23 protein-coding genes are annotated in these 26,222 nt (G+C 38.0%); 13 read left to right on the forward strand and 10 right to left on the reverse strand.

From position 1 onward, the window contains the following. Positions 1-95: 95 nt before the first annotated feature. Positions 96-1,571: a D-alanyl-D-alanine carboxypeptidase/D-alanyl-D-alanine endopeptidase gene (gene dacB / locus V5290_RS06570; RefSeq protein WP_333383054.1), complete on the reverse strand. Its 1,476-nt coding sequence runs from the start codon at positions 1,569-1,571 to the stop codon at positions 96-98. A gap of 170 nt (positions 1,572-1,741) precedes the next feature. Between dacB and pyrB the strand changes: the two genes are divergently transcribed. The 3 genes from pyrB to rraA all read left to right on the forward strand — a co-directional run bounded on the left by pyrB (position 1,742) and on the right by rraA (position 3,964). Beyond that, positions 1,742-2,677, forward strand: coding sequence for an aspartate carbamoyltransferase (pyrB, locus tag V5290_RS06575; protein ID WP_333383056.1), 936 nt, complete (start codon positions 1,742-1,744; stop codon positions 2,675-2,677). Between the two features lie 9 nt (positions 2,678-2,686). Continuing rightward, complete coding sequence (pyrI, locus tag V5290_RS06580; protein ID WP_333383058.1) at positions 2,687-3,142, forward strand: aspartate carbamoyltransferase regulatory subunit; 456 nt, start codon at positions 2,687-2,689, stop codon at positions 3,140-3,142. Between the two features lie 306 nt (positions 3,143-3,448). Continuing rightward, positions 3,449-3,964 carry a ribonuclease E activity regulator RraA gene (gene rraA / locus V5290_RS06585; protein WP_333383060.1) on the forward strand — a complete coding sequence of 172 codons (516 nt, stop codon included), beginning with the start codon at positions 3,449-3,451 and terminating at the stop codon, positions 3,962-3,964. A 78-nt stretch (positions 3,965-4,042) separates the two neighbouring features. Here rraA and V5290_RS06590 read toward each other — a convergent pair whose 3' ends face one another. Next, positions 4,043-4,276: a cell division protein ZapB gene (locus V5290_RS06590; RefSeq protein ID WP_333383062.1), complete on the reverse strand. Its 234-nt coding sequence runs from the start codon at positions 4,274-4,276 to the stop codon at positions 4,043-4,045. Positions 4,277-4,448: 172 nt separating this feature from the next. Between V5290_RS06590 and V5290_RS06595 the strand changes: the two genes are divergently transcribed. Continuing rightward, positions 4,449-4,670 carry a DUF1653 domain-containing protein gene (locus tag V5290_RS06595; protein WP_333383064.1) on the forward strand — a complete coding sequence of 74 codons (222 nt, stop codon included), beginning with the start codon at positions 4,449-4,451 and terminating at the stop codon, positions 4,668-4,670. A 30-nt stretch (positions 4,671-4,700) separates the two neighbouring features. Here the strand turns inward: V5290_RS06595 and cysE are convergent, their stop codons facing one another. Both cysE and V5290_RS06605 read right to left on the reverse strand, forming a co-directional pair. Next, entirely contained in the window at positions 4,701-5,480 is a 780-nt protein-coding gene (gene cysE / locus V5290_RS06600) for a serine O-acetyltransferase (protein WP_333383066.1), read from the reverse strand. A 27-nt stretch (positions 5,481-5,507) separates the two neighbouring features. Then, a complete protein-coding gene (locus tag V5290_RS06605) occupies positions 5,508-6,443 on the reverse strand; it encodes a cation diffusion facilitator family transporter (RefSeq protein WP_333383068.1) in 936 nt (311 codons plus the stop codon). A 332-nt stretch (positions 6,444-6,775) separates the two neighbouring features. Here V5290_RS06605 and trmL point away from each other — a divergent pair, with 332 nt between their 5' ends. Then, positions 6,776-7,240, forward strand: coding sequence for a tRNA (uridine(34)/cytosine(34)/5-carboxymethylaminomethyluridine(34)-2'-O)-methyltransferase TrmL (trmL, locus tag V5290_RS06610; protein ID WP_333383070.1), 465 nt, complete (start codon positions 6,776-6,778; stop codon positions 7,238-7,240). A 44-nt stretch (positions 7,241-7,284) separates the two neighbouring features. Here trmL and recJ read toward each other — a convergent pair whose 3' ends face one another. From recJ to xerD, 3 genes are all read right to left on the reverse strand, one after another. Beyond that, positions 7,285-9,018, reverse strand: coding sequence for a single-stranded-DNA-specific exonuclease RecJ (gene recJ / locus V5290_RS06615; protein ID WP_333383072.1), 1,734 nt, complete (start codon positions 9,016-9,018; stop codon positions 7,285-7,287). Between the two features lie 56 nt (positions 9,019-9,074). After that, positions 9,075-9,827 carry a bifunctional protein-disulfide isomerase/oxidoreductase DsbC gene (gene dsbC, locus V5290_RS06620; RefSeq protein ID WP_333383074.1) on the reverse strand — a complete coding sequence of 251 codons (753 nt, stop codon included), beginning with the start codon at positions 9,825-9,827 and terminating at the stop codon, positions 9,075-9,077. A gap of 134 nt (positions 9,828-9,961) precedes the next feature. Next, positions 9,962-10,858 (reverse strand): site-specific tyrosine recombinase XerD, encoded by an 897-nt coding sequence (xerD, locus tag V5290_RS06625; protein WP_333383075.1) that lies wholly within the window; start codon positions 10,856-10,858, stop codon positions 9,962-9,964. 57 nt (positions 10,859-10,915) lie between these two features. Here xerD and fldB point away from each other — a divergent pair, with 57 nt between their 5' ends. The 4 genes from fldB to rlmA all read left to right on the forward strand — a co-directional run bounded on the left by fldB (position 10,916) and on the right by rlmA (position 16,016). Continuing rightward, the gene (gene fldB / locus V5290_RS06630; protein ID WP_333383078.1) at positions 10,916-11,434 is read left to right on the forward strand and encodes a flavodoxin FldB; all 519 of its coding nucleotides are present in this window, start codon (positions 10,916-10,918) and stop codon (positions 11,432-11,434) included. A 426-nt stretch (positions 11,435-11,860) separates the two neighbouring features. Continuing rightward, positions 11,861-14,146: a formate C-acetyltransferase gene (gene pflB, locus V5290_RS06635; RefSeq protein WP_333383081.1), complete on the forward strand. Its 2,286-nt coding sequence runs from the start codon at positions 11,861-11,863 to the stop codon at positions 14,144-14,146. A 211-nt stretch (positions 14,147-14,357) separates the two neighbouring features. Then, entirely contained in the window at positions 14,358-15,098 is a 741-nt protein-coding gene (pflA, locus tag V5290_RS06640) for a pyruvate formate lyase 1-activating protein (protein WP_333383083.1), read from the forward strand. A 102-nt stretch (positions 15,099-15,200) separates the two neighbouring features. After that, positions 15,201-16,016 (forward strand): 23S rRNA (guanine(745)-N(1))-methyltransferase, encoded by an 816-nt coding sequence (gene rlmA / locus V5290_RS06645; RefSeq protein ID WP_333383086.1) that lies wholly within the window; start codon positions 15,201-15,203, stop codon positions 16,014-16,016. On the opposite strand, the gene yfbV is transcribed toward rlmA, so the two are convergent. Next, entirely contained in the window at positions 16,013-16,462 is a 450-nt protein-coding gene (gene yfbV / locus V5290_RS06650; protein ID WP_333383089.1) for a terminus macrodomain insulation protein YfbV, read from the reverse strand. The genes rlmA and yfbV overlap by 4 nt on opposite strands. Before the next feature lie 279 nt (positions 16,463-16,741). On the opposite strand from yfbV, the gene V5290_RS06655 reads away from it, so the two are divergent. The 3 genes from V5290_RS06655 to V5290_RS06665 all read left to right on the forward strand — a co-directional run bounded on the left by V5290_RS06655 (position 16,742) and on the right by V5290_RS06665 (position 20,950). Continuing rightward, positions 16,742-17,941: an acetate kinase gene (locus tag V5290_RS06655; protein WP_333383091.1), complete on the forward strand. Its 1,200-nt coding sequence runs from the start codon at positions 16,742-16,744 to the stop codon at positions 17,939-17,941. Between the two features lie 62 nt (positions 17,942-18,003). Further along, the gene (gene pta / locus V5290_RS06660) at positions 18,004-20,169 is read left to right on the forward strand and encodes a phosphate acetyltransferase (RefSeq protein WP_333383093.1); all 2,166 of its coding nucleotides are present in this window, start codon (positions 18,004-18,006) and stop codon (positions 20,167-20,169) included. 178 nt (positions 20,170-20,347) lie between these two features. Further along, positions 20,348-20,950: a hypothetical protein gene (locus V5290_RS06665; protein ID WP_333383096.1), complete on the forward strand. Its 603-nt coding sequence runs from the start codon at positions 20,348-20,350 to the stop codon at positions 20,948-20,950. 82 nt (positions 20,951-21,032) lie between these two features. On the opposite strand, the gene V5290_RS06670 is transcribed toward V5290_RS06665, so the two are convergent. Together V5290_RS06670 and V5290_RS06675 are read right to left on the reverse strand one after the other, a co-directional pair. Continuing rightward, on the reverse strand, positions 21,033-21,962 hold the full coding sequence (locus V5290_RS06670) for a class I SAM-dependent methyltransferase (RefSeq protein ID WP_333383098.1): 930 nt from the start codon (positions 21,960-21,962) through the stop codon (positions 21,033-21,035). A 1-nt stretch (position 21,963) separates the two neighbouring features. Continuing rightward, positions 21,964-23,085 (reverse strand): AI-2E family transporter, encoded by a 1,122-nt coding sequence (locus tag V5290_RS06675; protein WP_333383099.1) that lies wholly within the window; start codon positions 23,083-23,085, stop codon positions 21,964-21,966. Between the two features lie 371 nt (positions 23,086-23,456). Between V5290_RS06675 and adhE the strand changes: the two genes are divergently transcribed. Then, positions 23,457-26,138 (forward strand): bifunctional acetaldehyde-CoA/alcohol dehydrogenase, encoded by a 2,682-nt coding sequence (gene adhE, locus V5290_RS06680; protein ID WP_333383101.1) that lies wholly within the window; start codon positions 23,457-23,459, stop codon positions 26,136-26,138. Positions 26,139-26,222 lie beyond the last annotated feature (84 nt).

Genomic DNA, 26,222 nt, shown 5'->3' on the forward strand with positions numbered 1-26,222 from the left:
ATTAGCCATTAATAAAAAGGGGCATTATCTGACTTGGTAAATTCAAGTTTGATAGCGCCCTTTTTTTAATGACTTCTTTGGGTATTATTTAGGTCTTATTGAGGTGTTGTATCTTCATAAATATGCTTAAAGAAAGCTTTTTCAAATAGATAAACTGAAGCTTTTTCAACACGAGGTATCACTGCGCGAGTCACACTATTTCCTCGGTTATAGCCATTGATCATTAAAACAAATAGTTTATCACCCGTAGGGCTTTTCACTATGCCTGCTAAGTTGGCAACACCTTTTAATGAACCGGTCTTAGCAATGATATTACCCTTCAATGATTTAGCGTTTACGCCCTTATGGTATTTCAAGGTACCGTCTACACCTGCAACGGAAAAACTATCTAGTAAACCCAATTTTTTATCTTGCTGATACACAAACTTCACAACAGACATAAATAACTCAGCGCTCATTAAATTATGACGAGATAAACCAGAGCCATCAGCAATATAAGCATTCTCTAAATCTACGCCCTGCCCTTTTAAAATAGCTTTCATCGCTTTAGCGCCGTTACGGAAATTACCCGACTGCTTAAAATAATGTGCCCCAACGGTTTTAAATAAACTATCAGCGATCAGGTTATCCGAATGCTTCATCATTTTTTTCAATAACGTCGTTAAGTTGGGAGAAAGATGCGACGCTAAAATAGAAGAGGAAGCAATATTCTGCTGATAATCTAAGGTAGCGACTTTAACATCCCCCATTAGATTAATACCGACCTGTTTTATTTCTGCTTCAATGATTTTCTGCGCATAGGTATTAGGATCATTAACTGCAAAAGCTAATGGAAAAGCACGCTTTCGTGGCACCATACAGCCCCATAAATGGTATTTGTTATGGCTTTCACGAGTTAATTCTAAATCGCAAAATAGCGTATCACGTTGCTCTTTTGTCACTACATCAACATTTGCAGTGATATCTACCGGCTCATAATCAGGAATGAATAGTCTTGCCTTTTCAGCATCCTCACTGGAAACGCTTAAATTTCCTTGAACGCAATTTCGATTGACAATAATCGAACTGGTAGGAGACGTATAACAAACCCCTAAATCATTCCAAGCTTGTCCATTACTCCATTGGTAACCATTAAAAGCACTGTTATCTAATAACAAGTCACCTTCTATCTTATTTACTCCAGAACGTTTTAATGCTTGTAATAACTGCTTAATATGCTGGCGAGTTAACATTGGGTCGCCACTAAAATGTAGACTTAAATCACCTTTATAAATACCTGCCTTTAATGCATTTTTATCACCTTGAATAGCCGTTTGATAGCGAAAGTCATCGCCTAAATATAACTTCGCTACGGTCGCAGTTAATAACTTTTGAACACTAGCGGGAGTTTTTAACGTTTCCTCTTGAAAACTTGTAATGGTTTTCTGACTATTAGCGTCTAGCACTAAATAAGAAACTTGCGTGCCTTTAGGCAGTAGAGATTGTAACGATTGCCATTGTTGCGCTAAAGCAGAGCTACTTATAACACTGACACTAAAAATACTAATAATAAACCAACACACTTTTAACATATAAAATCACTTAAACGAGAAACCAATTTTGAGGATAACCTTTATCCCAATACCATGCGATGAAAATTTAAAGGATTAATAACAACAAAAGCAATTGATAGTGATATAATTTTGCGCGTTATCTGCTTCACTTATCCCAGAACTTGGCCAGACAATATGAGTGTAAAAAAATGAATAATCCGCTGTACCAGAAAAATATAATCTCCATCGCCGATCTATCTCGTCCCGATTTAGAATTAATTTTAGAAACTGCCCACTCTTTAAAACAACATCCCCAACCAACGCTATTAAATAACAAAGTTATCGCAAGCTGTTTCTTTGAAGCATCAACCCGTACTCGGTTATCCTTTGAAACAGCGGTACAACGATTGGGTGGAAGTGTAATCGGCTTTGATAGTGGTGGTAATACTTCACTGGCGCAAAAAGGTGAAACGTTGGCGGATTCAGTGAAAGTAATTTCATCTTACGCAGATGCTTTCTTTATGCGTCACCCACAAGAAGGTGCTGCACGTTTAGCCTCTGAATTTACCTCGGTTCCTGTGATCAACGGTGGCGATGGTTCAAATCAACATCCAACACAAACCTTACTAGATCTATTCACTATTTATGAAACACAAGCAACATTAGATAACCTTAATATCGCTTTTGTTGGTGACTTAAAATATGGCAGAACAGTGCATTCTTTAGCGCAAGCTTTATCGCTATTTAACTGTAACTTCTACTTTATTTCACCGGAAGCGTTAGCAATGCCGGATTACATTATTGAAGAGTTAACAGAACGAAATATTAAATTTTCTTTGCATACCAGTATTGAAGAAGTAGTTGATGAATTGGACGTGTTGTACATGACACGTGTGCAAAAAGAACGCTTTGATGAAACAGAATACCAACATATGAAATCTGCCTTTTTATTAAATGCAGGCATGTTGAAAAACGTAAAAGACAATCTGAAAGTTCTACATCCATTACCGCGTATTGATGAAATCAATCAAGATGTTGATAGCACGCCTTATGCTTATTACTTTCAACAAGCACAAAATGGCGTATTCGCCCGTCAAGCATTGCTGGCTTTATTATTAACGAACCATTTTCAAGCAAAGTCTTAGGAGTTGATCATGCAAAAGAAATTACAAGTAGAAGCGATTGAACAAGGTTCAGTAATTGATCATATTCCTGCACATCAAGGTGTAAAAATTCTCAAGTTCTTTAAGTTTACCCAAACTAACGAGAAGATCACTATTGGCCTTAATTTGGCAACTCAAAGTGGTGAAAGCAAAGACTTAATCAAAATTGAAAACACTTTCTTTAATGACAAACAAGCGAATCAATTGGCATTGTTTGCCCCTAATGCAACAATTAACCAAATTAAAGATTTTAAAGTGGTTAATAAGTTTAAAGTGCAATTACCAAGTTCGTTTATTGACGTTTTGTCGTGTCCTAACAGCAATTGCATTAGCCATAATGAACCTGTTCAAAGCCGTTTTTATGTCAAACAGAAACAAACTTTAAAGTTAAAATGCCACTACTGTGAAAAATCTTTCAATCGTGCGACTTTTGATGAACTAGACTAGTTCACTTTAATACTGGAATAAGAAAAGCGAGTCATGTTGCTATTTATAAGGGTTATTGCGTTAAATTATTTATTAATAATCAGTGATTGCTTGAACAATTTGCGCTGAACTACTTACGACTAGCGGTATTATCGACTAAATCTTCTAACTGTCTGATTTTATATAATCTTTATCCCCTTTTAACCAGAACTAGGCTTAGTTAGTTCTGGTTAAAAAATATTCAATAAATATCCGAGAATAATATTGAATTAGAGTGCGTTACGTTTATACTGATTACAAACTTCATCATTAAAAGTGAGCATTTATATGCAATACAATACTTCTGTTTTATGTGATATCTACGCCGATACGATTGATGTAGCTGAACCGCTATTAACCAATTTTGGTGGACGCAACTCTTTTGCGGGAGAAGTCGTCACCGTGAAGTGTTTTGAGTCAGTAGGGCTAATCTATAAGGTATTAGAAGAAAATGGTGCAGGTAAAGTGTTATTAATTGACGGAGGTGGTTCGTTACGCCGTGCTTTAATTAATGCACATATTGCAGACCTTGCCGTTGAAAACGATTGGGAAGGTATTGTAGTCAATGGCTGTGTACGCGAAGTGGACTCGCTAGAAGAGATGGATATTGGCATTCAAGCGATTACAGCAATGCCAGTGGGCGCAGATGACGATGAGATTGGTGAGATCAATTCACCGGTTAACTTTGCTGGTGTGACCTTCTTACCAGAAGATTTCCTGTATGCCGATAGTACAGGGATTGTTATTTCTCCTGAACCATTAGTGTTAGATGACGAAGACGCCGATGAAGAGGATGTTTTCTAGTCCTGTAAATCTATATAATAAACAGACATAAAAAAACCAACATCGCTGTTGGTTTTTTTATTTACAGTACCGAATAGATTAATCTACGTTAGATTCTGCTTGGTCAATTTTTCCAACTAATGCGCTCAGGCGATCTTGCCATTGCTGATGTTCAGTGTTTAAACGATCATTATCAGATTGTAGTTGCTCAGCTTTACCGGCTAGGCTCGCTTTATCTTCTTTAAGCTCTTCAATTTCCATTTGCAGCAATGCAATAGTCTCTACAGCTTGGTTAATTTTATTTTCTAATTTTTCTAATAGCTCGAATGTCATTTAAAGACCCTTAATACAAAGTAAATGGTTAACTGGAATTCAACGAGAATAAGCATTCCACGGCGCTTATTCAACCTTTGTTTTAATTTTTATGGAAAAAAGATGCAAATCGTCTTTAAAGTCTCACTATGTTAACCTTATCACTGCAATTTGGAATTATTTGAGAGGAAAAATGTCAGCAAAATTAACCATAGGTAAATACCAACATTACAAAGGTAACTTTTACCAAGTAGAAGATATTGCCATTCATAGTGAAACCGACGAAGAGATGGTGGTATATCGTCCTTTGTATGGTGAAGGACGATTATGGGTTAGGCCATTAAGTATGTTCTTGGAAGATGTTGAAGTTGACGGTAAGCGCCAACCTCGTTTTGCCTTGGTAAACGAAGATTAACCGTTAAATCGACCACTGCCATTTACCCTGTCACAGACACTGTTCCATAGACAGGGAAGGCATATCGCAAGAAGGTTTTCCAACCACTTTCGCCGGGACACCAGCAACGGTTGTATGTGCTGGTACCGCTTCTAATACCACGCTACCCGCGCCAATTTTGGCACCCATTCCAATTTCAATATTACCAAGTACTTTCGCACCAGCACCGATCATCACACCTTGACGAATTTTAGGATGACGATCACCACTCTCTTTACCTGTTCCACCTAAAGTGACACCTTGTAAAATAGATACATTATCTTCAATGACAGCGGTTTCTCCAACCACCACGCCTGTTGCGTGATCAAACATAATTCCTTTGCCGATAGTTGCAGCAGGATGTACATCTACACCAAAAATCACCGAGCTTCGATTTTGCAAATAAAATGCTAAAGCAATACGTTTTTGTTGCCATAACCAGTGTGCAACACGATGAATCTGGATAGCATGAAAACCTTTTAAGTATAAAAGTGGAATCGAGTACTCTTCTACAGCGGGATCTCGGTCTTGTATTGCTAAAATATCTGCCATTGCACTTTCAATTAAACTTGGATCGCTATTAAAGGCATCATCAATCACTTCTCTGACCAAGATGCCTGGCATAGTGCGGCTGTCTAAACGATTAGCTAATTGATAGCTTAATGCCGATGCTAAATCTTTGTGATTCAAAATAGTTGAATGGAAAAAACTAGCCAAAATAGGTTCATTTGCAGAACTATCCCAAGCCTCTTGTCTAATTTTATCCCAAAGGTTTTTTACGTTACATTGCATTATTTTTCCTTAAACTATTTTGTATCGTTATTTTGTTGATGCTTGAGCTTGAATTTCATCAATAGAGTTCCTTTCAGGTACTACTGAAATAGGGTCAAGGTGGATCAAAATATCTGCCCCAGGGAAGTCAGTTTCTAAAATTAATTCAAGATCATCTGCTTTCTGATGCGCATCAAATAGACTTTGTTCATCATCTAACTCTAAATGTAACTGTATAAATTTAATATAACCTGAATAACGTGTTCTTAAATCATGTACGCCACGCACACCTTTTACACTGTATGCACGTTTAATAATTAATTCTTGGTCTTCTTGAGGGAGCTGTTTATCCATTAATGCATCAATCGATTGAACACCAATCTCCCATGCGCCATACAAAATAAATAAGCTGACAGCAATAGCAAATACACCATCTGCCCAATGCCAACCATAGCTGGCTAAGATGATTGCAAGTAACACAGAGCCATTTAGCATGATGTCGGTACGATAATGTAAAGCATCTGCTTTAATCGCCATACTGTTAGTTTTTCGTACGACATAACCTTGAAATAAAACTAATGCTAAAGTAACTAGTAACGAGAAGATCATTACAGATATACCTATGCTACTAGCATGAATTGGCTGATTATTAACTAAAGCAGAAACGCCATTAATCATCAAAAAGATTGAAGATCCGGAAATAAAAGCGGCTTGAGCTAATCCCGCTAGGCTTTCAGCTTTACCATGTCCAAAACGATGCTCTTTATCAGCAGGCTGTAACGCAATTTTAATCGCAAATAGATTAATAACCGACGTGGTAACGTCCATTAATGAATCGGTTAAAGCCGCTAAGATACTTGACGATCCAGTCATAAACCAAGCAACTAACTTTACAATAATTAACAGTGAAGCAGCGATAATTGCCGCATGTCCTGCACGGTTAATGAGATAAGCATATTCTTGCGGGTGCGATGATTGGCTCACGGTATTACCACTTTGAAAACTATCGGGCGGCTATTATACCCATTATCATTTCAGATACAAAACAGCACCGCTAATACATATCAATAAACTATATTGCTACAAATTGCATCACTTAATTGGCGCTCAGCATTTAATAAACATAAGTATATATTCTATTTATTTTGTTACTAATCAATCAATTAAATACAATTTATAAAACATAAATGTAATTTAATATGAATATAGAATATCAGCTCATAATCCAATAACTGTTTCATTGCTTTTATTTTCCCTAAAACCACCATAAAATAAGTCTTTGCCGCATTTAAACTTATAAAAACAAGAGTAAACAGATGATTGAAGTTGCATTATACGAACCTGAAATCCCACCAAATACCGGAAATATTATCCGCCTGTGCGCTAATACAGGCTGTGTATTGCATTTAATTGAACCTCTTGGTTTTGATTTAGATGAGAAAAAAGTAAGACGTGCTGGACTTGATTATCATGAAATGATCAACGTTCATATCCATAAAGATTACGATACTTTCTTGCAAGCCGTTGAAGGTAAGCGTTTACTAGCTTGTACTACTAAAACCACTACTTACCATCATAATGCGAACTTTCAAGATGGTGACGTATTATTATTTGGCCCAGAAACTCGCGGTTTACCAGCAAGCATATTAGATGCATTACCATCACAACAAAAATTACGTATCCCAATGCGCGCGGATAGTCGTTCTATGAACCTATCTAATGCGGTATCTGTATTTGTTTATGAAGCTTGGCGTCAACTAGATTTTCCAGGAGCGGTCTAAGCTTACGCCTCAAAGAAAGTAAGCAAGTACTTACCTTCTTTAGATTATCTAGGCTCTAATAACTGCACTAATAATTGTGCAGTTCTCTGTCCCCTAAATTCATTAACATCTAAACTATAGACACAAAATACTTTTTTGACTGAAAGATTCGGCCACACCTCTGGGTCAATATTAAAAGCAATCGCATCAATTAACTTTCCTTCATGCTCTAACATCATTTTAAGATGCTTTTGACCCACAATACGCTGTTGTTTTAGCTCAAATACTCCGTCAAATACAGGTGCAGGAAAACCTTGCCCCCAAGGGCCAGCATCACGTAACTCTTGCGCAATGCATAGATCTAATTGATCTGGCGTTAATTGCCCATCAGATAAAATGACATTCTGTAGTAAGTGGTCTTCGACTTGCTCAGCTAATACCGTATTTAAGGTGTCATTAAACAAAGTAAAGTCTTTCTCTAATAAGCTTAAACCGGCTGCCATGGCATGCCCACCAAACTTTAAAATAACACCAGGAATCGTTTTATCGACCACATCTAACATGTCGCGAATATGTACACCAGGAATAGAACGGGCTGATCCTTTAATTTCACCATCATTTGCACGAGCAAAAGCAAACGTTGGGCGGTAATACCTTTCTTTAATACGCGATGCCACCAGCCCTATTACACCTTGATGCCAATCTGCTTCAAATAGGCATAAGGCTAGGGGCAAATTATCTTGGTCAATGGATAGCTTTTGTAAGTTAGTCAGTGCTTCTTGTTGCATACTTTGCTCTATTTCACGCCTAGAGACATTTAAGCCATCCAATTCTGTTGCTAAAGTATTTGCATGTAATGGATCATCACATAATAATAATTCCACACCATGACTCATTTCATCTAAGCGCCCTGCAGCATTTAATCTTGGTCCCAGTGAAAAACCTAAATCGCTTGCGACCAATTGCTGTTGGTTACGTTTTGCAACCTGAATCAAAGCACTTATACCTGGACGGCAATATCCTGCTCTAATACGCGCTAAACCTTGGTGCACTAAAGTGCGATTATTACCATCTAATTTAACCACATCGGCGACAGTGCCCAATGCCACAATATCTAAGAAATTTGCCAAATTAGGTGCGGGGAATTGAGAGAAACAGCCTTTTTCTTGCATTAGCGATCGCAGTGCTAACATTACATAAAATGCTACACCAACACCGGCTAAGTTTTTACTAGGAAAGTCACAGCCAATTTGGTTGGGATTAACAATCGCATCAGCAATCGGAGTTTCCTCACCAGGCAAATGGTGATCCGTAACTAACACTTTTAATCCACACTGTTTAGCATGAGCGACACCGCTGATACTAGAAATTCCGTTATCCACTGTCATTAACAATTCAGCACCCTGCTGCACAGCTAAATCAACGATTTCAGGACTTAAGCCATAACCGTAATCAAAGCGATTAGGTACAAGGTAATCTACTTGCTGGAAACCTAACGCACGTAAAGACAGCACACTTAATGCAGTGCTGGTTGCTCCATCGGCATCAAAGTCACCGACAATAATTATTTTTTGCTGTGTGACATAAGCCTCGTATAACAAATTACACGCGTCACTCATCCCTTTTAATTGACTGGCATGAATTAAGGTTTTAGTGCTGTTATCTAATTCAGTATTATCGGTAATACCACGACTTGCATAAAGCTTAGTTAATAGAGGTGAGCAAGATAATGACAATATACTATCGTCACATTGAAGTGGGCGTTGTTGAACTTGTGTTTTATTGATTTCTAGAGACATAAAAACTGCACGATAAGGAATTATCCATGCAGTTTACAAATAGCCGCAGTACTAGTCTATTTTTTTTGCTCTAATACTTGTAGTAAACGTTCTGGCGGTAAGTAACCAGGCATTGCAGTGCCATCTTCTAAGAATAAAGTTGGCGTTCCTGTAATACCTAAAGCAACACCTAACTCATATTGTTCTTTCACCGTATTGTCACAGGTAGCTGATTCAATCTTACGACGTTTTTTAGCATCATCCATCGCACCTTTAGGATCATCTGAACACCATACAGATACCATAGTGTGATAAGCATTTGAGCTTATGCCACCTCGAGGGAAAGCAAGGTATCGAATGGTAATACCTAATTTATTATATTCAGGAATTTCAGCTTGAAGTTTTTGACAATAAGGGCAACTCGTATCGGTAAATGCAGTGATGACATACTTCTCATCTTCAGCTTTATAAACGATCATGTCCTTTTCAAAATCTTTAAGTTTTGCAAAGTGTTCTGCAGTACTTGCTTTACGCACTTCAGCAACTTTCGCACTAGTTAAGTTATTCATGCCATTATCTAAATCATAGATATCGCCATTTAATAAAAATTTCCCATCTTCACTAATGTAATAGATGGCACCTTGGCTAAGAATTTCATATAAGCCTTTAACAGGGGACTCATCGATAGAGTCCACTTCTACTTTTAATGATTGTAACTTTTTAGTAAGTAGTTCATTCACTTCTGGTGAAATAGCCGCAAAGCTATTAGCGCTAAGCAGCGCACCAGTAAGTAATGCTCCAACGCTTCTTTTAACGTTCAATATGGACATTATGACCCCTGAAAAATTAAATTAATGACGATTGATTATGCCTATCTTGCAGACTAATGTGAATGCCTTTATATCTCATATTAGCCTCTGTGATAAATCACATCTACACCAGGTTGGTATAAAAGTAGTGTTAATTAAGCCCGCGGGTGATGTTCTTCATGTAATAGTTTCAACCTATCTTTTGCAATATGTGTATAAATTTGTGTTGTGGACAAATCACTATGTCCCAATAGCATTTGTACGACCCTGAGATCAGCGCCATAGTTCAACAGGTGTGTTGCAAAAGCATGGCGTAATACATGCGGAGATAAAGCTTCCTTGTCGATACCAGCTAATTGCGCATAATGTTTGATACGGTGCCAAAAGGTTTGCCTTACCATTTGTGTACCACGACGACTTGGAAATAACACATCGCTGCTCTGCCCTGACAATAATGCAGAACGCATCTCTTCGATATAACGCTCTAACCAATACACAGACTCTTCACCCAATGGCACTAAACGGGTTTTGTTGCCCTTACCGGTAATTCTAATAACACCTTGTTGTAAGTTAATTTCTTCCATGGTCAAACCAACTAACTCAGTAACACGCAAACCTGTGGCATATAACACCTCCAACATCGCTTTATCCCTAAATTGAATAGGATCATCCAATTCTGGGGCGGCAAGTAATGCATCGACTTCAGATTCAGATAATGATTTAGGTAAAGGTTTTACTATTTTAGGGCTTTCTAACTTAGCACTTGGATCATCTTCACGTATTTTTTCGCGGCATAAATACTGATAATAACGACGAACAGCGCTCATCAAACGGGCTGTAGAGGTACTTTTATAATCAATCTCACCTTTCAATCTATTTTCAAAGTAATCGCTAAGTTGGCGTGCACTTGCATCACTCAAAGTGGCATTGTGTTTAGCTAAATATAATTCAACCAAAGAGAGATCATGACGATATGAATCCAGTGTATTTTTAGATAATCCACGCTCTAACCAAAGAGAATCTAAAAATTGTTCGATGCTTAATACTTCCATTCCTACTGCCTTAACGGTAAATTAGCGCCTCTTTCATTTTTCTTCAAAAGGTCGCATATGAAAATCGGTTTATTTTATGGCTCTAGCACTTGTTACACAGAAATCGCTGCAGAAAAGATTCAAGCAGAGCTAGGCGAATCATTAGTGGACCTATTTAACATAAAAGATGAGGGATTAAGCAAGATAAATGATTACGATATTGTCATTTTAGGTATTTCCACTTGGGATTTTGGTGAACTCCAAGAAGATTGGGGTAAGTTATGGGATCAAATTGATGGTTTAACCGTCAATGGTAAAATTGTCGCAATTTTTGGTTTAGGCGATCAAGATGGTTACAGTGAATGGTTTGTTGATGCGGTAGGTATGCTACATGATAAATTATTACCACAACAACCTAAGTTTATCGGTTACTGGCCAGTTGAAAGTTATCAGTTTGATGCGTCTAAAGCACTCACCGAAGACGGCCAATATTTTGTTGGTTTAGCGTTAGATGAAGATACACAATACGAACTAAGCGACGAGCGTATTAGTGAATGGTGTTTACAGATTCTAGAAGAAATGCAAAGCCTACTTTAAAAATTAAAAGACTAAGGTTTGCTACGGCTTAGCAAACCTTAAGCAATCTTTTATGCCTATTTTACCTTTCAACTTTCTCACTTATATTTTTCATAAAAATAGAAATGTAATTTTATTACAAGTCTACATACAAGTTGATGTGAATCAATTTTTCAAAACGCCCCTTTGCTAAACTAGTTACTAATCCATCACGGGGTAACTTCTAAGATGCAAAGAAACAACAGAACAGACAAGCTTATCGCTTATCAACATACTAGCCAATTCAGCAAAATAGCTGTCCAAACATGCAAGCGTTTTTTATCTGACTCTTATCTTGCGCCCATGCTAAAACAGCATAATGTTCTGTCATTCTTGTTTATTTGCATTGCCCTAGGACAAACAAATTCTAACTATTTTTTTAATCACTAACGGTAAAGGTAAAGCTTTATGACTAAATTAAACGAAGCATTTGAATCAGCATGGGAAGGTTTTGCAGGCGAAGCTTGGAAAACAGAAGTGAATGTGCGTGATTTTATCCAACAAAACTACACACCATTTGAAGGTGATGAAAGTTTCTTAGCAGATGCAACTAAAGCCACAGATGAGCTTTGGGAAAATGTAATGGTGGGCATTAAACAGGAAAACGCAACGCATGCACCTGTTGATTTCGATACTGACGTTGTTTCTACTATTACTGCACACGACGCGGGTTACATTAATAAAGACCTAGAAACCATTGTTGGCCTACAAACAGAAAAACCATTAAAACGTGCGCTTATCCCAAATGGCGGTATTCGTATGATCGATGGCTCTTGTAAAGTATACGGTAAAGAGCTAGATGACGGTATTCGTACTATCTACTCTGAATACCGCAAAACACATAACCAAGGTGTATTTGATGTTTACACTGGCGATATCCTTAAGTGTCGTAAATCAGGCGTATTAACAGGTTTACCTGACGCTTACGGCCGTGGTCGAATCATTGGTGATTATCGTCGTGTTGCGTTATACGGTATCGACTTCCTAATGGCAGAAAAAGCGGCACAACATAAAAGCTTAGAAGCAGAACTAATCGCAGGTACTTCATTAGAAGATACAATGAAATTGCGTGAAGAAATTTTTGAGCAATACCGTGCACTTGACCAAATGAAAGTAATGGCTGCTAAATACGGCGCTGATATTTCAGGTCCAGCAACAAGTGCTAAAGAAGCGATTCAATGGACTTACTTTGGTTACCTAGCTGCAATCAAATCACAAAATGGCGCAGCAATGTCATTTGGTCGTACCGCTTCATTCTTAGATATTTTCATTGAGAAAGATTTACAAGCAGGTGTGATCACTGAAACAGATGCTCAAGAGCTAATCGATCACTTAGTAATGAAGCTACGTATGGTACGTTTCCTACGTACACCTGAATACGATGACCTATTCTCTGGTGACCCAATTTGGGCAACAGAATCAATCGGTGGTATGGGTGTTGATGGTCGTACATTAGTAACTAAAAACAGTTTCCGTTTCTTACACACTCAATACACTATGGGCCCATCTCCTGAGCCAAACATTACTGTACTATGGTCAGAAGACTTACCAATTAACTTCAAAAAATACTGTGCAAAAGTATCTATCGATACTTCATCTATCCAGTATGAAAACGATGACTTAATGCGCACTGACTTCGATAACGATGATTATGCAATTGCTTGTTGTGTATCACCAATGATTGTTGGTAAACAGATGCAATTCTTCGGTGCGCGTGCCAACTTAGCAAAAACACTTCTGTACGCAATTAACGGCGGTGTTGATGAAAAATCAAAAGCACAGGTTGGTCCAAAAACGTTACCAGCTATCACTTCAGAAATATTAGATTACGATGAAGTTTACTCAAACCTTGATCACTTCATGGACTGGTTAGCAGAGCAATACGTGACAGCACTAAACTGTATTCACTATATGCACGACAAATACAGCTACGAAGCATCATTAATGGCTCTACATGACCGTGACGTTTCTCGTACTATGGCTTGTGGTATTGCAGGTCTATCAATTGCAGCCGATTCACTAGCAGCAATTAAATACGCAAAAGTACGTCCTATTCGTGATGAAGATGGTATTGCAACTGACTTTGATATTGAAGGTGATTACCCTAAATTTGGTAACAACGACCCACGTGTTGATGATATAGCATGTGAACTAGTTGAAACCTTTATGAAGAAAATCAAATCACGTCCAATGTACCGTAATGCACGTGCTACACAGTCTATTCTTACTATTACATCTAATGTTGTATACGGTAAGAAAACAGGTAACACCCCAGACGGTCGCCGTGCAGGTATGCCATTTGCTCCAGGTGCAAATCCAATGCACGGACGTGATGAAAAAGGTGCCGTTGCATCATTAACATCAGTCTCTAAACTACCGTTTTCTTACGCACAGGATGGTATCTCTTACACATTCTCTATCGTACCAAACGCACTAGGTAAAACTGATGATTCACAAAAATCAAACCTAGCAGGTTTAATGGATGGTTACTTTAAACACACACCAGAGATTGAGGGTGGTCAACACTTAAATGTTAACGTGATGAACCGTGATATGTTGTTAGATGCGATGGAAAATCCAGATAAATACCCACAATTAACAATTCGTGTATCTGGTTATGCAGTTCGCTTTAACTCATTAACTGCAGAGCAAAAACAGGACGTTATTACACGTACCTTTACTGCTAGCCTGTAACTCTCAATTTGTGGAGAGAAAAATAACAGGTTAACGTTTCAAAGGTTTCACCTTAACGGGTGAAGCCTTTATTTTTATCACCAAACAATTAATTATTTACCTGTTCTTTTAACTAATACCCTTTATATTAAAAAACCAAATGTATATTAAAAAGTAAAATGGGTTAGTTAATAAAAGTACATATAAATAATTTATTTTCAGAGGTAACTTTATGCCAGTGACTGGTCGAGTACATTCAATTGAAACCTGCGGCACCGTTGACGGCCCAGGCATTCGCTTTATCATCTTTTTGCAAGGCTGCTTAATGCGTTGTCAATATTGTCATAACCGTGATACGTGGGATACCGAAGGCGGAAAAGAGATGACCGTCGATGAATTAATGAAAGAGCTATTGCAGTACCGCCACTTTATGAATGCATCGGGCGGTGGTATCACTATTTCCGGTGGTGAAGCTATGCTACAACCTGAATTTGTACAAGCTATGTTTGAAGCTTGCCGCTTAGAAGGCATTCACACCTGTTTAGACACCAATGGTTTTGTCCGTAAAATTGATGATAGAACCAAAAAAATCTTAGACAGCACTGACCTAGTACTGTTAGATATAAAACAGATGGATAACAAAAAGCATATCGACCTCACTCATGTTAGTAATAAATATACCTTAGAGTTTGCTGAATATTTAGCAGACCATGATCAAGCTGTGTATTTACGTTATGTGGTTGTGCCTGGTATTACCGATAGCCTTGAGGATGCGCATGCATTAGGTAAATTCATTCAACCTATGAAAAACATAGAGAAGATCGAAATGTTACCTTATCACGAACTAGGTCGACATAAATGGATTGAAATGGGTGAAATATATCCGCTAGAAGGTGTTCAACCACCAACAAAAGAGGTAATGACAGCAGTACAACAAGTCCTATTGGAATATCACCCTAGTGTCATTTTTTAAAAAATAGCCGTCAATAGGAATCCCCTACTTTTATCTCACTTGTTAAGGCAGTTTATACTGCCTTTATGTTAAGCTTAGCTTTTTTGATTGAGCAGTAACATTATGACCTCTTTTATTTGCCCGCTTTGCCAAACGCCCTTTACACAAACCAATAACACACAGGTTTGTGAAAATAACCATCATTTTGATATTGCTAAAGAAGGTTATTTAAATCTACTGCCAGTGCAATCTAAAAGCTCTAAAAACCCTGGCGACAATCAAGAGATGATGATGGCAAGACGCGCATTTCTGAATACCGACGGCTACTTGCCTTTAGCAAATAAAGTCGCTGAGATCAGTAAACATTATTTAGCGAATAGTGAACAAGCTCGTATTTTAGACCTTGGTTGTGGAGAAGGTTATTACACTGATATTATCAAACAAAATCTGCCAAATTATAGCGTTTGTGGGGTGGATATCTCAAAAGTAGCGGTTCGTTATGCGGCAAAACGTTACAAAAATATCGATTTTTGCGTCGCCAGTGCTTATCAAATACCACTTGAAAATGACTCATTAGACCTAATGATCCGCATTTATGCACCTTCAAAAGCAGAAGAATTACAGCGATTAATCAAGAAAAACTGTTATTTAATTACAGTAACACCTGCGCCACGTCACTTATATCAGCTAAGGGAAGCCATTTATGAAAAAATAAATGAGCATCCTGAAGAAAATGAAGCGGTTAATGGTTTTACCAAAATAGAAAAAATAGACTTAAATTACATGCTAGAAATAGAAAATGCGCAGCAATTAAAAGATTTAATCAACATGACTCCCTTTGCTTGGAAGTTCACAAAAGAAAAATTAGATAACCTACTAAACCAACCAAAATGGAAAATTGAATGTGACTTCAATATTGAAGTATTTAAAAAAGATTAAATCAACTCATTATTGTAGAGAAAATTATCTCCACCTTTTTTGAAACCTCTATTTAGTAATTTTGCTAGGTCAATAAATCGAGGTTTATCAACCATCACTTGTTGACCAGATTGTTTACCATTAACAACTTCGACAATTTCCACATACCAAGCAAACAGTGATGGTGAAAGGGTTTGCTGGGATCTTTTACCAAGCCATAATAAACAATGAATAGGTAAACCAATCAAAAACAGAATAAAAGTGGCAGTACTCGGCCAAGAAAAATAAGCAGGTAAAAGAATATAAAGTGAAGCAACTAACACAATAAAAATAGGGAATATTTTAATTAATAGCTGCGTATAACAAACCATTTTACTATCAATAAATAATGAATATAGGCAACTTTGTTTAGGCCAAGTCTTTAAATATTGATCACCTTTTTTTACTAAATCAAAAAATAAAAACAATGCAACTCTCCTTAAAAAAGATCAGACCTTTATCCCATAAATAACATTCCGCTTAATTGAACAAAAAATATTCTAATTTTAATTGATTTGGAATAATTTTTAGCAAATTGTTATTTGTAATTTTATTACATACGGGTAAAATTACCAATATAACTTAATGTGAGCAAGGTCGACGAATACTGAGTACTAATTAAGTTGTACCTAATCATTATATACTAGCTTAATATCGGACTTTGGTTTGGTATTTTTTGTTAATTCTTTACTGAATGGAATTTTTTCATGAGCAATAAATTAGTCCTTGTACTTAACTGTGGTAGTTCTTCGCTTAAATTTGCTGTTATTAACGCAAACAATGGTGATGAAGTCATCAGTGGCTTAGCAGAATGTTTTAACCTTCCTGATGCGCGCATCAAATGGAAATTTGATGGTAAGAAGGAGTCAGCTAAACTTCCTGAGAACAGTGCTCACTCTGCAGCGATTAGCTTTATCGTTGAAGAAGTCGTCAACAAAGTTGAAGGCCTTGCAGAGCAATTTATTGCTGTTGGCCATCGTATCGTTCACGGCGGTGAAAAATTCACTAAATCTGTGATTATCGATGACGCTGTATTAGAAGGTATTGAAGAGTGCGCATCACTTGCGCCTTTACATAACCCAGCTCACATTCTAGGTATTAAAGCAGCACAAGAAGCCTTCCCTTCTTTACAACAAGTTGCTGTATTCGATACTGCATTCCATCAATCAATGCCAGCTAAAGCATTCTTATACGCTTTACCTTACAACCTATACAAAGAAGCAAACATTCGTCGTTACGGTATGCACGGTACTAGCCACTTATTCGTCACTGGCGAAGCAGCTAAAGTATTAAACAAACCTGTTTCTGAAACTAACATTATCTCTGCTCATTTAGGTAATGGCGCATCTGTTGCGGCTATCAAAAATGGTAAATCAGTTGATACAAGCATGGGATTAACGCCGCTTGCTGGTTTAGTAATGGGTACACGTTGTGGTGATATCGACCCGAGTATTATTGAACACTTAGTTGAACGTAAAGGTTACAGCCTGAAAGGTGTAATGGATATGTTACAAAAACAAAGTGGTTTACTAGGTATTTCTGGTCTGTCTAGTGACTGTCGTGATATCGAAGATAACTACAAAGAAGGTCATGAAGGCGCAACGTTAGCTATTGAAATGTTCTGCTACCGTTTAGCTAAATACATCGCTTCTTACGCTGTACCACTAGGCCGTATTGATGCAATCGTATTCACTGGTGGTATCGGTGAGAACTCTGACATCATTCGTGAAAAAGTATTAGAGCTACTGACTATCTTTGGTTACAAAGTAGATGCAGAGAAAAATAAAATTGCATTATTCGGTACTCAAGGCGTTATTACCGCTGAAGGTTCACCTGTTGCAATGGTTATCCCAACCAATGAAGAGTGGGTTATCGCACAAGATTCTGCTGCATTAGTATCAGCATAATTACGACTAATTTTTAAAGGGAGTCTATACTCCCTTTTTTTGATCTTATAAAAGGAAAACTCATGGCACGTACAATAATGCTTATCCCAATCGGGGCTGGTGTTGGTGTTACTTCAGTTAGTCTTGGTATGGTCCGCGCAATGGAACGCCAAGGTGTTGCAGTTAACTTCTTCAAACCAATTGCTCAACCTCGTCAAGGTGACCACGGAACAGAACGTTCAACCACGACTCTACGTAACTCATGCAACATCCTCCCTCCTGAACCTTTTGCAATGAAATACGCTGAAAACCTTATTTCTTCAGGCCGCACTTCTGAGTTGCTTGAGAATATTGTTGAACGTTTCCGTGAAGGCACTAAAGATAGTGACGTAATTATCGTTGAAGGTTTAGTACCGACTGACAAACATCAGTTTGCTAACAGTGTTAACTACAGTATTGCTAAAGCACTAGGCGCAGAGATGGTATTTGTTACTCATCCAAGTAACGACACTTCACAACAATTGAAAGAGCGCATGGAAATTGCAGTTTCTTCATTTGGCGGTAAAAACAATGAGCGTATTGCTGGTTGTATCATTAATAAAGTTGGTGCGCCAATTGATGAAAATGATAAAACGGGTATGGATATCACAGAGATGTTTGACATCCCTGAAGCAAGCATTAATAACAATCTTGAAGTGTTACAAATGTTTAGCAAAAGCCCATTACCAATCTTAGGTTGTATTCCATGGAGTGCAGACCTAATTGCTCCTCGTGTTAAAGATTTAGCCGTTCACTTAGAAGCTAAAATCTTAAATGCAGGCGATTTAGAAAACCGTCGTTTACACTCTGTTACTTTCTGCGCACGCTCTATTCCAAACATGGTTGAGCACTTTAAAGCAGGTTCAATGCTAGTGACTTCTGGCGACCGAAGTGATGTAATTATTGCAGCTTGTTTAGCGGTGATGAATGGCATGAAGATCGGTTGTTTATTATTGACGGGTGATTACACACCTGAAGAAGAAGTAATTAAACTATGTCAAAGTGCAATGGATGCGGGTTTACCAATTCTATTGATCAAAAGTAATACGTGGCAAACAGCTCAACGTTTACAGAACTTCAACATGGAAATACCAGTTGACGATCTAGAGCGTATCGAGAAAGTACAAGAGTACATTGCAAGCCATATTGATAAGCATTGGTTAAACACGTTAACTGAAGATTCTTCATTATCGCGTCGTTTATCACCACCAGCATTCCGTTACCATTTAACAGAGTTAGCACGTAAAGCAAACCAACGCATCGTGTTACCTGAAGGTGAAGAGCCACGTACTATCCAAGCAGCTGTTATCTGTGCGCAACGTGGTATCGCTAAACCAGTATTACTAGGTAACCCTGAAGAGATCCACCGCATCGCAACACAACAAGGTATTGTTGTGACTGATGAAGTTGAAATCGTAAACCCGGTTGATGTGATTGAGCAATACGTAGCGCCTATGGTTGAACTTCGTAAAGGCAAAGGCTTAACAGAAGTAGTCGCACGTGAACAACTGCAAGACACAGTAGTACTAGGTACTATGATGTTAGCGGAAAATGAAGTAGCAGGTCTAGTATCTGGTGCAGTTCATACTACAGCAAACACAATCCGCCCTGCTTTACAGTTAATCAAAACTGCACCAGGTGCAAGTTTAGTATCTTCAATCTTCTTCATGCTATTGCCTGATCAAGTATTGGTATACGGTGACTGTGCAATCAACCCAGATCCAACTGCTGACCAACTAGCTGATATCGCAATTCAATCAGCTGATTCAGCGATTGCCTTTGGTATTGACCCTAAAGTAGCAATGATCAGTTACTCTACAGGTAACTCAGGTGCAGGCTCAGATGTAGAGAAAGTACGTGAAGCAACTAAGATTGCACAAGAGCGTCGTCCAGACTTATTAATCGATGGACCTCTACAATACGATGCAGCTGTGATGGAAAATGTAGCGAAGAGCAAAGCACCAGATTCTAAAGTAGCTGGTCAAGCAACCGTATTCATCTTCCCTGACTTGAATACAGGTAATACAACATACAAAGCCGTACAACGTAGTGCTAACTTAATCAGTATTGGTCCAATGCTGCAAGGTATGCGCAAACCTGTTAATGACTTGTCTCGTGGTGCTTTAGTAGATGATATTGTTTACACCATCGCACTTACAGCAATTCAAGCAACACAAGCTAGTGAAAAGGCGGCATTAATCGAAGGTTAGTACTTTACGCTACGATTCGTATTAAACCTCTTTAAGCCCACAATGAATTCATATGAAATCATTGTGGGCTTTTTTAATTATGCTCCCCTCACCTTTCTATGATAATTTAAATATTTATTTTTAAAATTATCATAAACAGCAGCACTAAAATGACTACTTATTTCTATGGAGAGATGTAATGAAGTACCTTCTACTAACAGGGTTACTATTAATCAGCAGTTTTACACAAGCTAAACAAGCTACTAGCGACTTGGGTTACAGTATTGAAATTCCTGACAGCTGGTTGCCGCTAACGGGTCCAGAAATTAAAGCAAACCCTGACCTGTTTAATTTTGAGCAAGTAGATGGCCTCTCACCAGCACTATTGGAGCAGATTGTGCCAGTGATCCAGTCGGGCAATATGGATATTTATTTTATACCTCACAGCACTGATAATACTGCGAATAATTTTACTGATAACATTAATGTTATGAAACAAATCGGCAGTGTACCTAATAACCTCGATGAGCTTACTCAGGTCTGTGCAGCTGCAAAATCAGAATTAAATAATTTATTTCAACGTGATATTAAGATGTATGAATGTAAGCAAACTGACGTAAAAGGTAAAAATGCTTTATATACTAAATTTGATGGCGCTTTAGCTGGTACTATTTCAGCTCAATACCACATTGCTTTATCTGAAAATGTCTTCTTGATGTTTACTGTAACAGCGAAGTCAGACACTTATGAAACCATAGAAAAACCTTTTCGAGATGTAATTAACACACTCAATATTAGATAACAGCTAAATGTGTACAGACTTGCTTAACAAAGTAAAAAGGAGCGATACTCGCTCCTTTTCTAAACAATTTCATAGCTCACAACTATTCGCTTTTTAAAGCAACTAGCACGCACTTTAAGCCTTTATCAGGCTCAATATTAGCAAACTCATTCGGTGGTTTGATAATGTCAACAACCTTAGCTTCCGGGCAATGCTCAGCCAGTGAATCAGTAATAAATTGGAAATCCAAATCCGGGCTATTTAAACATAATAGCGCTTGCCCACCTTCGTTTAATAGCTCTGGTAAACGACGCATGATTTTAGGGTAATCTCGTTTAATATTGACACTCCCTTTTTGTAAAGAAGGCGGATCAGCCACAATAATATCGTAAGCGCCCAACCGTTTAACTTTCCCCCATGACTTGAACAAATCATGGCCTAGGTACTTAACCTTATCTAAATCATGGTCATTCAAACGGTGATTATCACGGCCTACTGCCAATGCCGCTTTACTCATATCTAAATTCACAACTTGCTCTGCACCACCTGCAATCGCTGCAACTGAAAAAGCACAAGTATAAGAAAATAAATTAAGTATTCGTTTACCTTCGCTATTTTCTTTTAACCACGTTCTGCCATTCTTCATATCCAAAAAGATACCGTAATTTTGGTTTTTACCTAGGTTGATTTTATACGATAAGCCATTTTCATCGGCAGCAAAATCAGTGATTTCTTCGCCGTATAAAACGAACGTAGGTGCAAGATCACGACAACGAAACTGCACCTGAATACTTTCTACAGTAAAGCCTCTGCTATTTAACTCTGCTAACAGACTCTCACTCAAATTCGCTAACCATTGGTCACTTTCCTCTTTATAAAGCATGATCAACACAACAGGCGATAGCCAATCAATATTAAAGTGTTGGTATTCAGGGTAATTAAACCCGCGACCATGGAACAAACGCGCCATCTCTTTCTCATGTCCGACTTTGACTTCAGGGAAGTGCATTTTTTCTAGCAAGGGTGCAAACATATTATTTTTCTTCTTTATTAGTAAGATTAACTAGACTCTCTGATACTGTATTTTGAGACTCTGCATCAATATTTTCTTCTTCGATATTTTTCAACACATCAATTTCTTCATCAGAGCTCAGTAAAATAGCAAACCAGCGCCCTCCTTCACTATTCTCTAGAGCAATTTTTAAAATCATGGTTAACGGTACAGATAAAAGCATTCCTACCATTCCCAATAACCATCCCCAAAAAATTAACGATAGAAAAACCACTAGAGTGGATAACCCTAAACTGCGCCCCATAAAACGTGGTTCAACCACATTCCCCATGATCATATTCACGCTAACAAACAAACCAACAACGATAGAAGCATAGCCAGCACCAAGCTGCAAAAATGTGAGTATGACGGCAGGCACTGCAGCGATGATCGACCCAATATTGGGAATGTAATTAAGTAAGAATGCAAGCAATGCCCACAACACATAAAATTGCACACCAATTGCCCATAACACAGTCCCGATCACTAACCCAGTAGCTAAACTCACTAAGGTCTTAATCGCCATATATTGATTAACCATTTTTAAAAAATGATCTAACTTCTTATCTGTTTCAGCTGAATCGTTAAATGCTAAATGCAGTTTTTGAGTGAAGACCTTACCCTCGGCCAACATAAACACCACGGTTAATAACAACAGAAAAATATTGCCCAACACACTACTAAAGCCACTTAACGTTGAAGTCACCATATTCATTACTTTACTTGGGTCAAAATAGTTACCAACCTCATCTAAAGATAAAGCGATGTCATGGCCAGCTAACCAATCTACCAGCCAATTTATCTCCTCTGAAAGTTGTGCCTCGTATGTCGGTATTGCCTTCCTAAAATCATTAACAGCAGCGCCAATTACCCCACCCAAAACAATAAACAAAGAAAAAATAGTCACAATGACCAAAGTAATTGCTATCCCTCTTGGAAGTTTTTTGGATTCAAGAAAATTAATCGCCGGATTACAAATAATCGCTACAAATAGAGACAACAAAAAGGGAACGACAATCGGAGCTGCGACTTTTATCCCAGCTAAAGAGATAACAACAGCAGAAAAATAGAGAGCGGTCCTGACTGCAGTGGAGGACTTAACCATATTGTATTTTCCTTAATTAATTATGTGCAGAATACACCATGAGGTGAAGTATAAAGGATAAAAAAGTAATTATAAAAATAACTTGTTATAAGTATTTAAACAATTGAAATTAAACATATTATAATACTAATATGACTGTTTTTAGATTATTTTTGTATATTAATTTCAATCTAAAAGTTCACTTCGGAATAAGTGACCTAGATCACTTTAAAAATAATTAAAATCCGAACATTAAAGTGATCCTGATCAATATCGAAACCGCCAACCTTCTTATAATAAATTTAAAAGTTATTTACTAAGTCTGTTTTTACCAAATCATCTTAATAAAGCACTTTTAAAGATTTTAAATTTATTAAACTTTGGAGAAATATATGACTGTAAGCAATGTCACTGAACTAAATGCAATGGTTGCCCGAGTGAAAGCAGCACAAAAAGAATTTGCAAGCTACTCACAGGAGCAAGTTGATAAAATTTTCCGCGCCGCTTCATTAGCCGCATCAACAGCACGTATCGAACTTGCTAAAATGGCAGCGACTGAATCAGGTATGGGTATTATGGAAGATAAAGTGATCAAAAACCACTTTGCTTCTGAATTCATTTATAACAAATACAAAGACGAACTAACTTGCGGAGTAATTGACCGTAACGAAGAAGGCGGAACTATCACTATCGCTGAGCCTGTAGGTATCGTATGTGCAATCGTACCAACTACTAACCCGACATCTACCGCTATTTTTAAAGCATTAATTTGTCTTAAAACTCGTAACGGTTGTATCTTTTCACCGCATCCACGCGCAAAAAATGCAACAAACTATGCAGCTAAATTAGTCTTAGAAGCCGCTATTGCAGCAGGTGCACCGAAAGATATCATCGGTTGGATTGATGTACCGTCAGTAGAACTTTCAAACAAATTAATGAAGCATGACGATATCAACCTAATCTTGGCAACAGGTGGTCCAGGCATGGTTAAAGCAGCTTACTCTTCAGGTAAACCAGCTATCGGTGTAGGCGCAGGTAATACGCCTGTCGTTATCGATGAAACGGCTGATATCAAACGTGCTGTTTCTTCTATCTTAATGTCTAAAACATTCGATAACGGCGTTATCTGTGCTTCTGAGCAAGCAGCGATTGTGGTTGAATCAATTTACGACGAAGTAAAAGCACGTTTCGCTAAATACGGCGCAGCAGTTTTAAACAAAGCTGATGCAGAGAAAGTACGTAAAGTGTTAATCATCGACGGTGCACTAAACGCTAAAATCGTAGGCCAACCAGCATACAAAATTGCAGCATTAGCCGGTGTTAAAGTACCAACGTCGACTAAAATCTTAATCGGTGAAGGCTTAGAAGCTTCATGGGATGATGAATTCGCACACGAAAAACTATCTCCAACATTAGGTCTATTTAAAGCAAAAGACTTTGAAGATGCAGTTCGTCAAGCTGGTGTAGTTTTAGATATAGGCGGTGTTGGTCATACTTCAGTAATCTACACAGACCAAGATGCAAACGCAGATCGCATCGCTTACTTTGGCGATAAAATGAAAACAGCACGTATCTTAGTGAATACACCTTCTTCTCACGGTGGTATTGGCGACCTTTACAACTTCGAATTAGCACCTTCTTTAACACTAGGTTGTGGTTCATGGGGGGGTAATGCCATTTCTGAAAACGTAGGTCCAAAACACCTTATCAATAAGAAAATTGTTGCGAAGAGAGCTGAAAATATGTTGTGGCATAAACTACCAAAATCTATCTACTTCCGTCGCGGCTGTTTACCAGTTGCAATGACTGACCTTGAAGGCAAAAAACGTGCATTAATCGTAACAGACCGCTTCCTATTCAATAACGGTTACATTGACGACTTACGTAGCATCTTAAAAGAAAATGGCATGGAAGTTGAAGTGTTCCATGAAGTAGAAGCAGACCCAACATTAGCAGTAGTTAAAGCGGGTGCAGCGGCATGTTTAAGCTACCAACCAGATGTAATTTTAGCAGTCGGTGGTGGTTCACCAATGGACGCAGCAAAAATAATGTGGGTAATGTACGAGCACCCAGAAACTGACTTTGAAGATTTATCAATGCGCTTTATGGATATCCGCAAACGTATTTACAAATTCCCTAAAATGGGCTCAAAAGCAGAGTTAGTATGTATCACTACTACTTCAGGTACTGGTTCAGAAGTGACACCATTTGCAGTTGTTACTGATGAACAAACTGGTCAAAAATACCCATTAGCGGATTACGAGCTAACACCAAACATGGCGATTGTTGATGCTAACTTAGTAATGGATATGCCTAAATCTTTATGTGCATTCGGTGGTTACGATGCAGTAACTCACGCAATGGAAGCTTACGTATCAGTACTAGCAAACGAATACTCTGACGGCCATGCTTTACAAGCACTTAAAATGTTAAAAGAGTACTTACCAAGCTCTTACAAAAACGGCAAAAAAGATCCAATTGCACGTGAGAAAGTACATAACGCAGCAACTATCGCTGGTATGTCATTTGCCAATGCATTCCTAGGTGTTTGTCACTCAATGGCGCACAAACTAGGTGCTGAGTTCCACATTCCACACGGATTAGCGAATGCGTTATTAATCTCGAATACAATTCGTTACAACGCAACAAATAACCCGACTAAACAAACTGCATTTTCACAGTACGATCGCCCTAAAGCACGTGCTCGTTATGCAGAAGTAGCTGCACACTTAGGCTTCATTGAAGGAAATACTGAAGATAAACTAAACGCTCTATTAAACTGGTTAGAAGAGTTAAAAGTAGCGTTAGATATTCCACTATCAATCCAAGCAGCTGGCGTAAAAGAAGCTGAGTTCATGGCAAAAGTGGATGAGTTAGCAGAACATGCATTCGATGACCAATGTACAGGCGCAAATCCTCGCTACCCATTAATTGCTGAGCTAAAAGAAGTACTTATCGCTTCTTACTACGGTAAAGCTTATGCAGACGTTGTTGATGCTCCAGAAGTGGAAGTTGAAGTTGAAGTAAAAGTAGAGAAAAAAGTAGCTAAGAAAGTTAAAGAATTAGTTAGTTAATCAACTCTCTTTAAATAACAATATTAAGCCTGCTAAATGCAGGCTTTTTTGTACTTGGAATTTATATTGAGAAAGGCCTATTAA

Source organism: Psychromonas arctica, from assembly GCF_036697365.1.
In the GTDB taxonomy this organism is placed as follows: domain Bacteria; phylum Pseudomonadota; class Gammaproteobacteria; order Enterobacterales; family Psychromonadaceae; genus Psychromonas; species Psychromonas arctica_A.

Coding starts and splice junctions, on each gene's coding strand:
- V5290_RS06595 (WP_333383064.1), top strand. CDS start 4,449: ATGTCAGCAAAATTAACCATAGGTAAATACCAACATTACAAAGGTAAC.
- adhE (WP_333383101.1), top strand. CDS start 23,457: ATGACTGTAAGCAATGTCACTGAACTAAATGCAATGGTTGCCCGAGTG.
- pflB (WP_333383081.1), top strand. CDS start 11,861: ATGACTAAATTAAACGAAGCATTTGAATCAGCATGGGAAGGTTTTGCA.
- V5290_RS06590 (WP_333383062.1), bottom strand. CDS start 4,276: ATGACATTCGAGCTATTAGAAAAATTAGAAAATAAAATTAACCAAGCT.
- rraA (WP_333383060.1), top strand. CDS start 3,449: ATGCAATACAATACTTCTGTTTTATGTGATATCTACGCCGATACGATT.
- xerD (WP_333383075.1), bottom strand. CDS start 10,858: ATGGAAGTATTAAGCATCGAACAATTTTTAGATTCTCTTTGGTTAGAG.
- pta (WP_333383093.1), top strand. CDS start 18,004: ATGGCACGTACAATAATGCTTATCCCAATCGGGGCTGGTGTTGGTGTT.
- pflA (WP_333383083.1), top strand. CDS start 14,358: ATGCCAGTGACTGGTCGAGTACATTCAATTGAAACCTGCGGCACCGTT.
- V5290_RS06655 (WP_333383091.1), top strand. CDS start 16,742: ATGAGCAATAAATTAGTCCTTGTACTTAACTGTGGTAGTTCTTCGCTT.
- V5290_RS06665 (WP_333383096.1), top strand. CDS start 20,348: ATGAAGTACCTTCTACTAACAGGGTTACTATTAATCAGCAGTTTTACA.
- dacB (WP_333383054.1), bottom strand. CDS start 1,571: ATGTTAAAAGTGTGTTGGTTTATTATTAGTATTTTTAGTGTCAGTGTT.
- fldB (WP_333383078.1), top strand. CDS start 10,916: ATGAAAATCGGTTTATTTTATGGCTCTAGCACTTGTTACACAGAAATC.
- dsbC (WP_333383074.1), bottom strand. CDS start 9,827: ATGTCCATATTGAACGTTAAAAGAAGCGTTGGAGCATTACTTACTGGT.
- recJ (WP_333383072.1), bottom strand. CDS start 9,018: ATGTCTCTAGAAATCAATAAAACACAAGTTCAACAACGCCCACTTCAA.
- V5290_RS06670 (WP_333383098.1), bottom strand. CDS start 21,962: ATGTTTGCACCCTTGCTAGAAAAAATGCACTTCCCTGAAGTCAAAGTC.
- cysE (WP_333383066.1), bottom strand. CDS start 5,480: ATGCAATGTAACGTAAAAAACCTTTGGGATAAAATTAGACAAGAGGCT.
- V5290_RS06675 (WP_333383099.1), bottom strand. CDS start 23,085: ATGGTTAAGTCCTCCACTGCAGTCAGGACCGCTCTCTATTTTTCTGCT.
- pyrI (WP_333383058.1), top strand. CDS start 2,687: ATGCAAAAGAAATTACAAGTAGAAGCGATTGAACAAGGTTCAGTAATT.
- trmL (WP_333383070.1), top strand. CDS start 6,776: ATGATTGAAGTTGCATTATACGAACCTGAAATCCCACCAAATACCGGA.
- rlmA (WP_333383086.1), top strand. CDS start 15,201: ATGACCTCTTTTATTTGCCCGCTTTGCCAAACGCCCTTTACACAAACC.
- pyrB (WP_333383056.1), top strand. CDS start 1,742: ATGAATAATCCGCTGTACCAGAAAAATATAATCTCCATCGCCGATCTA.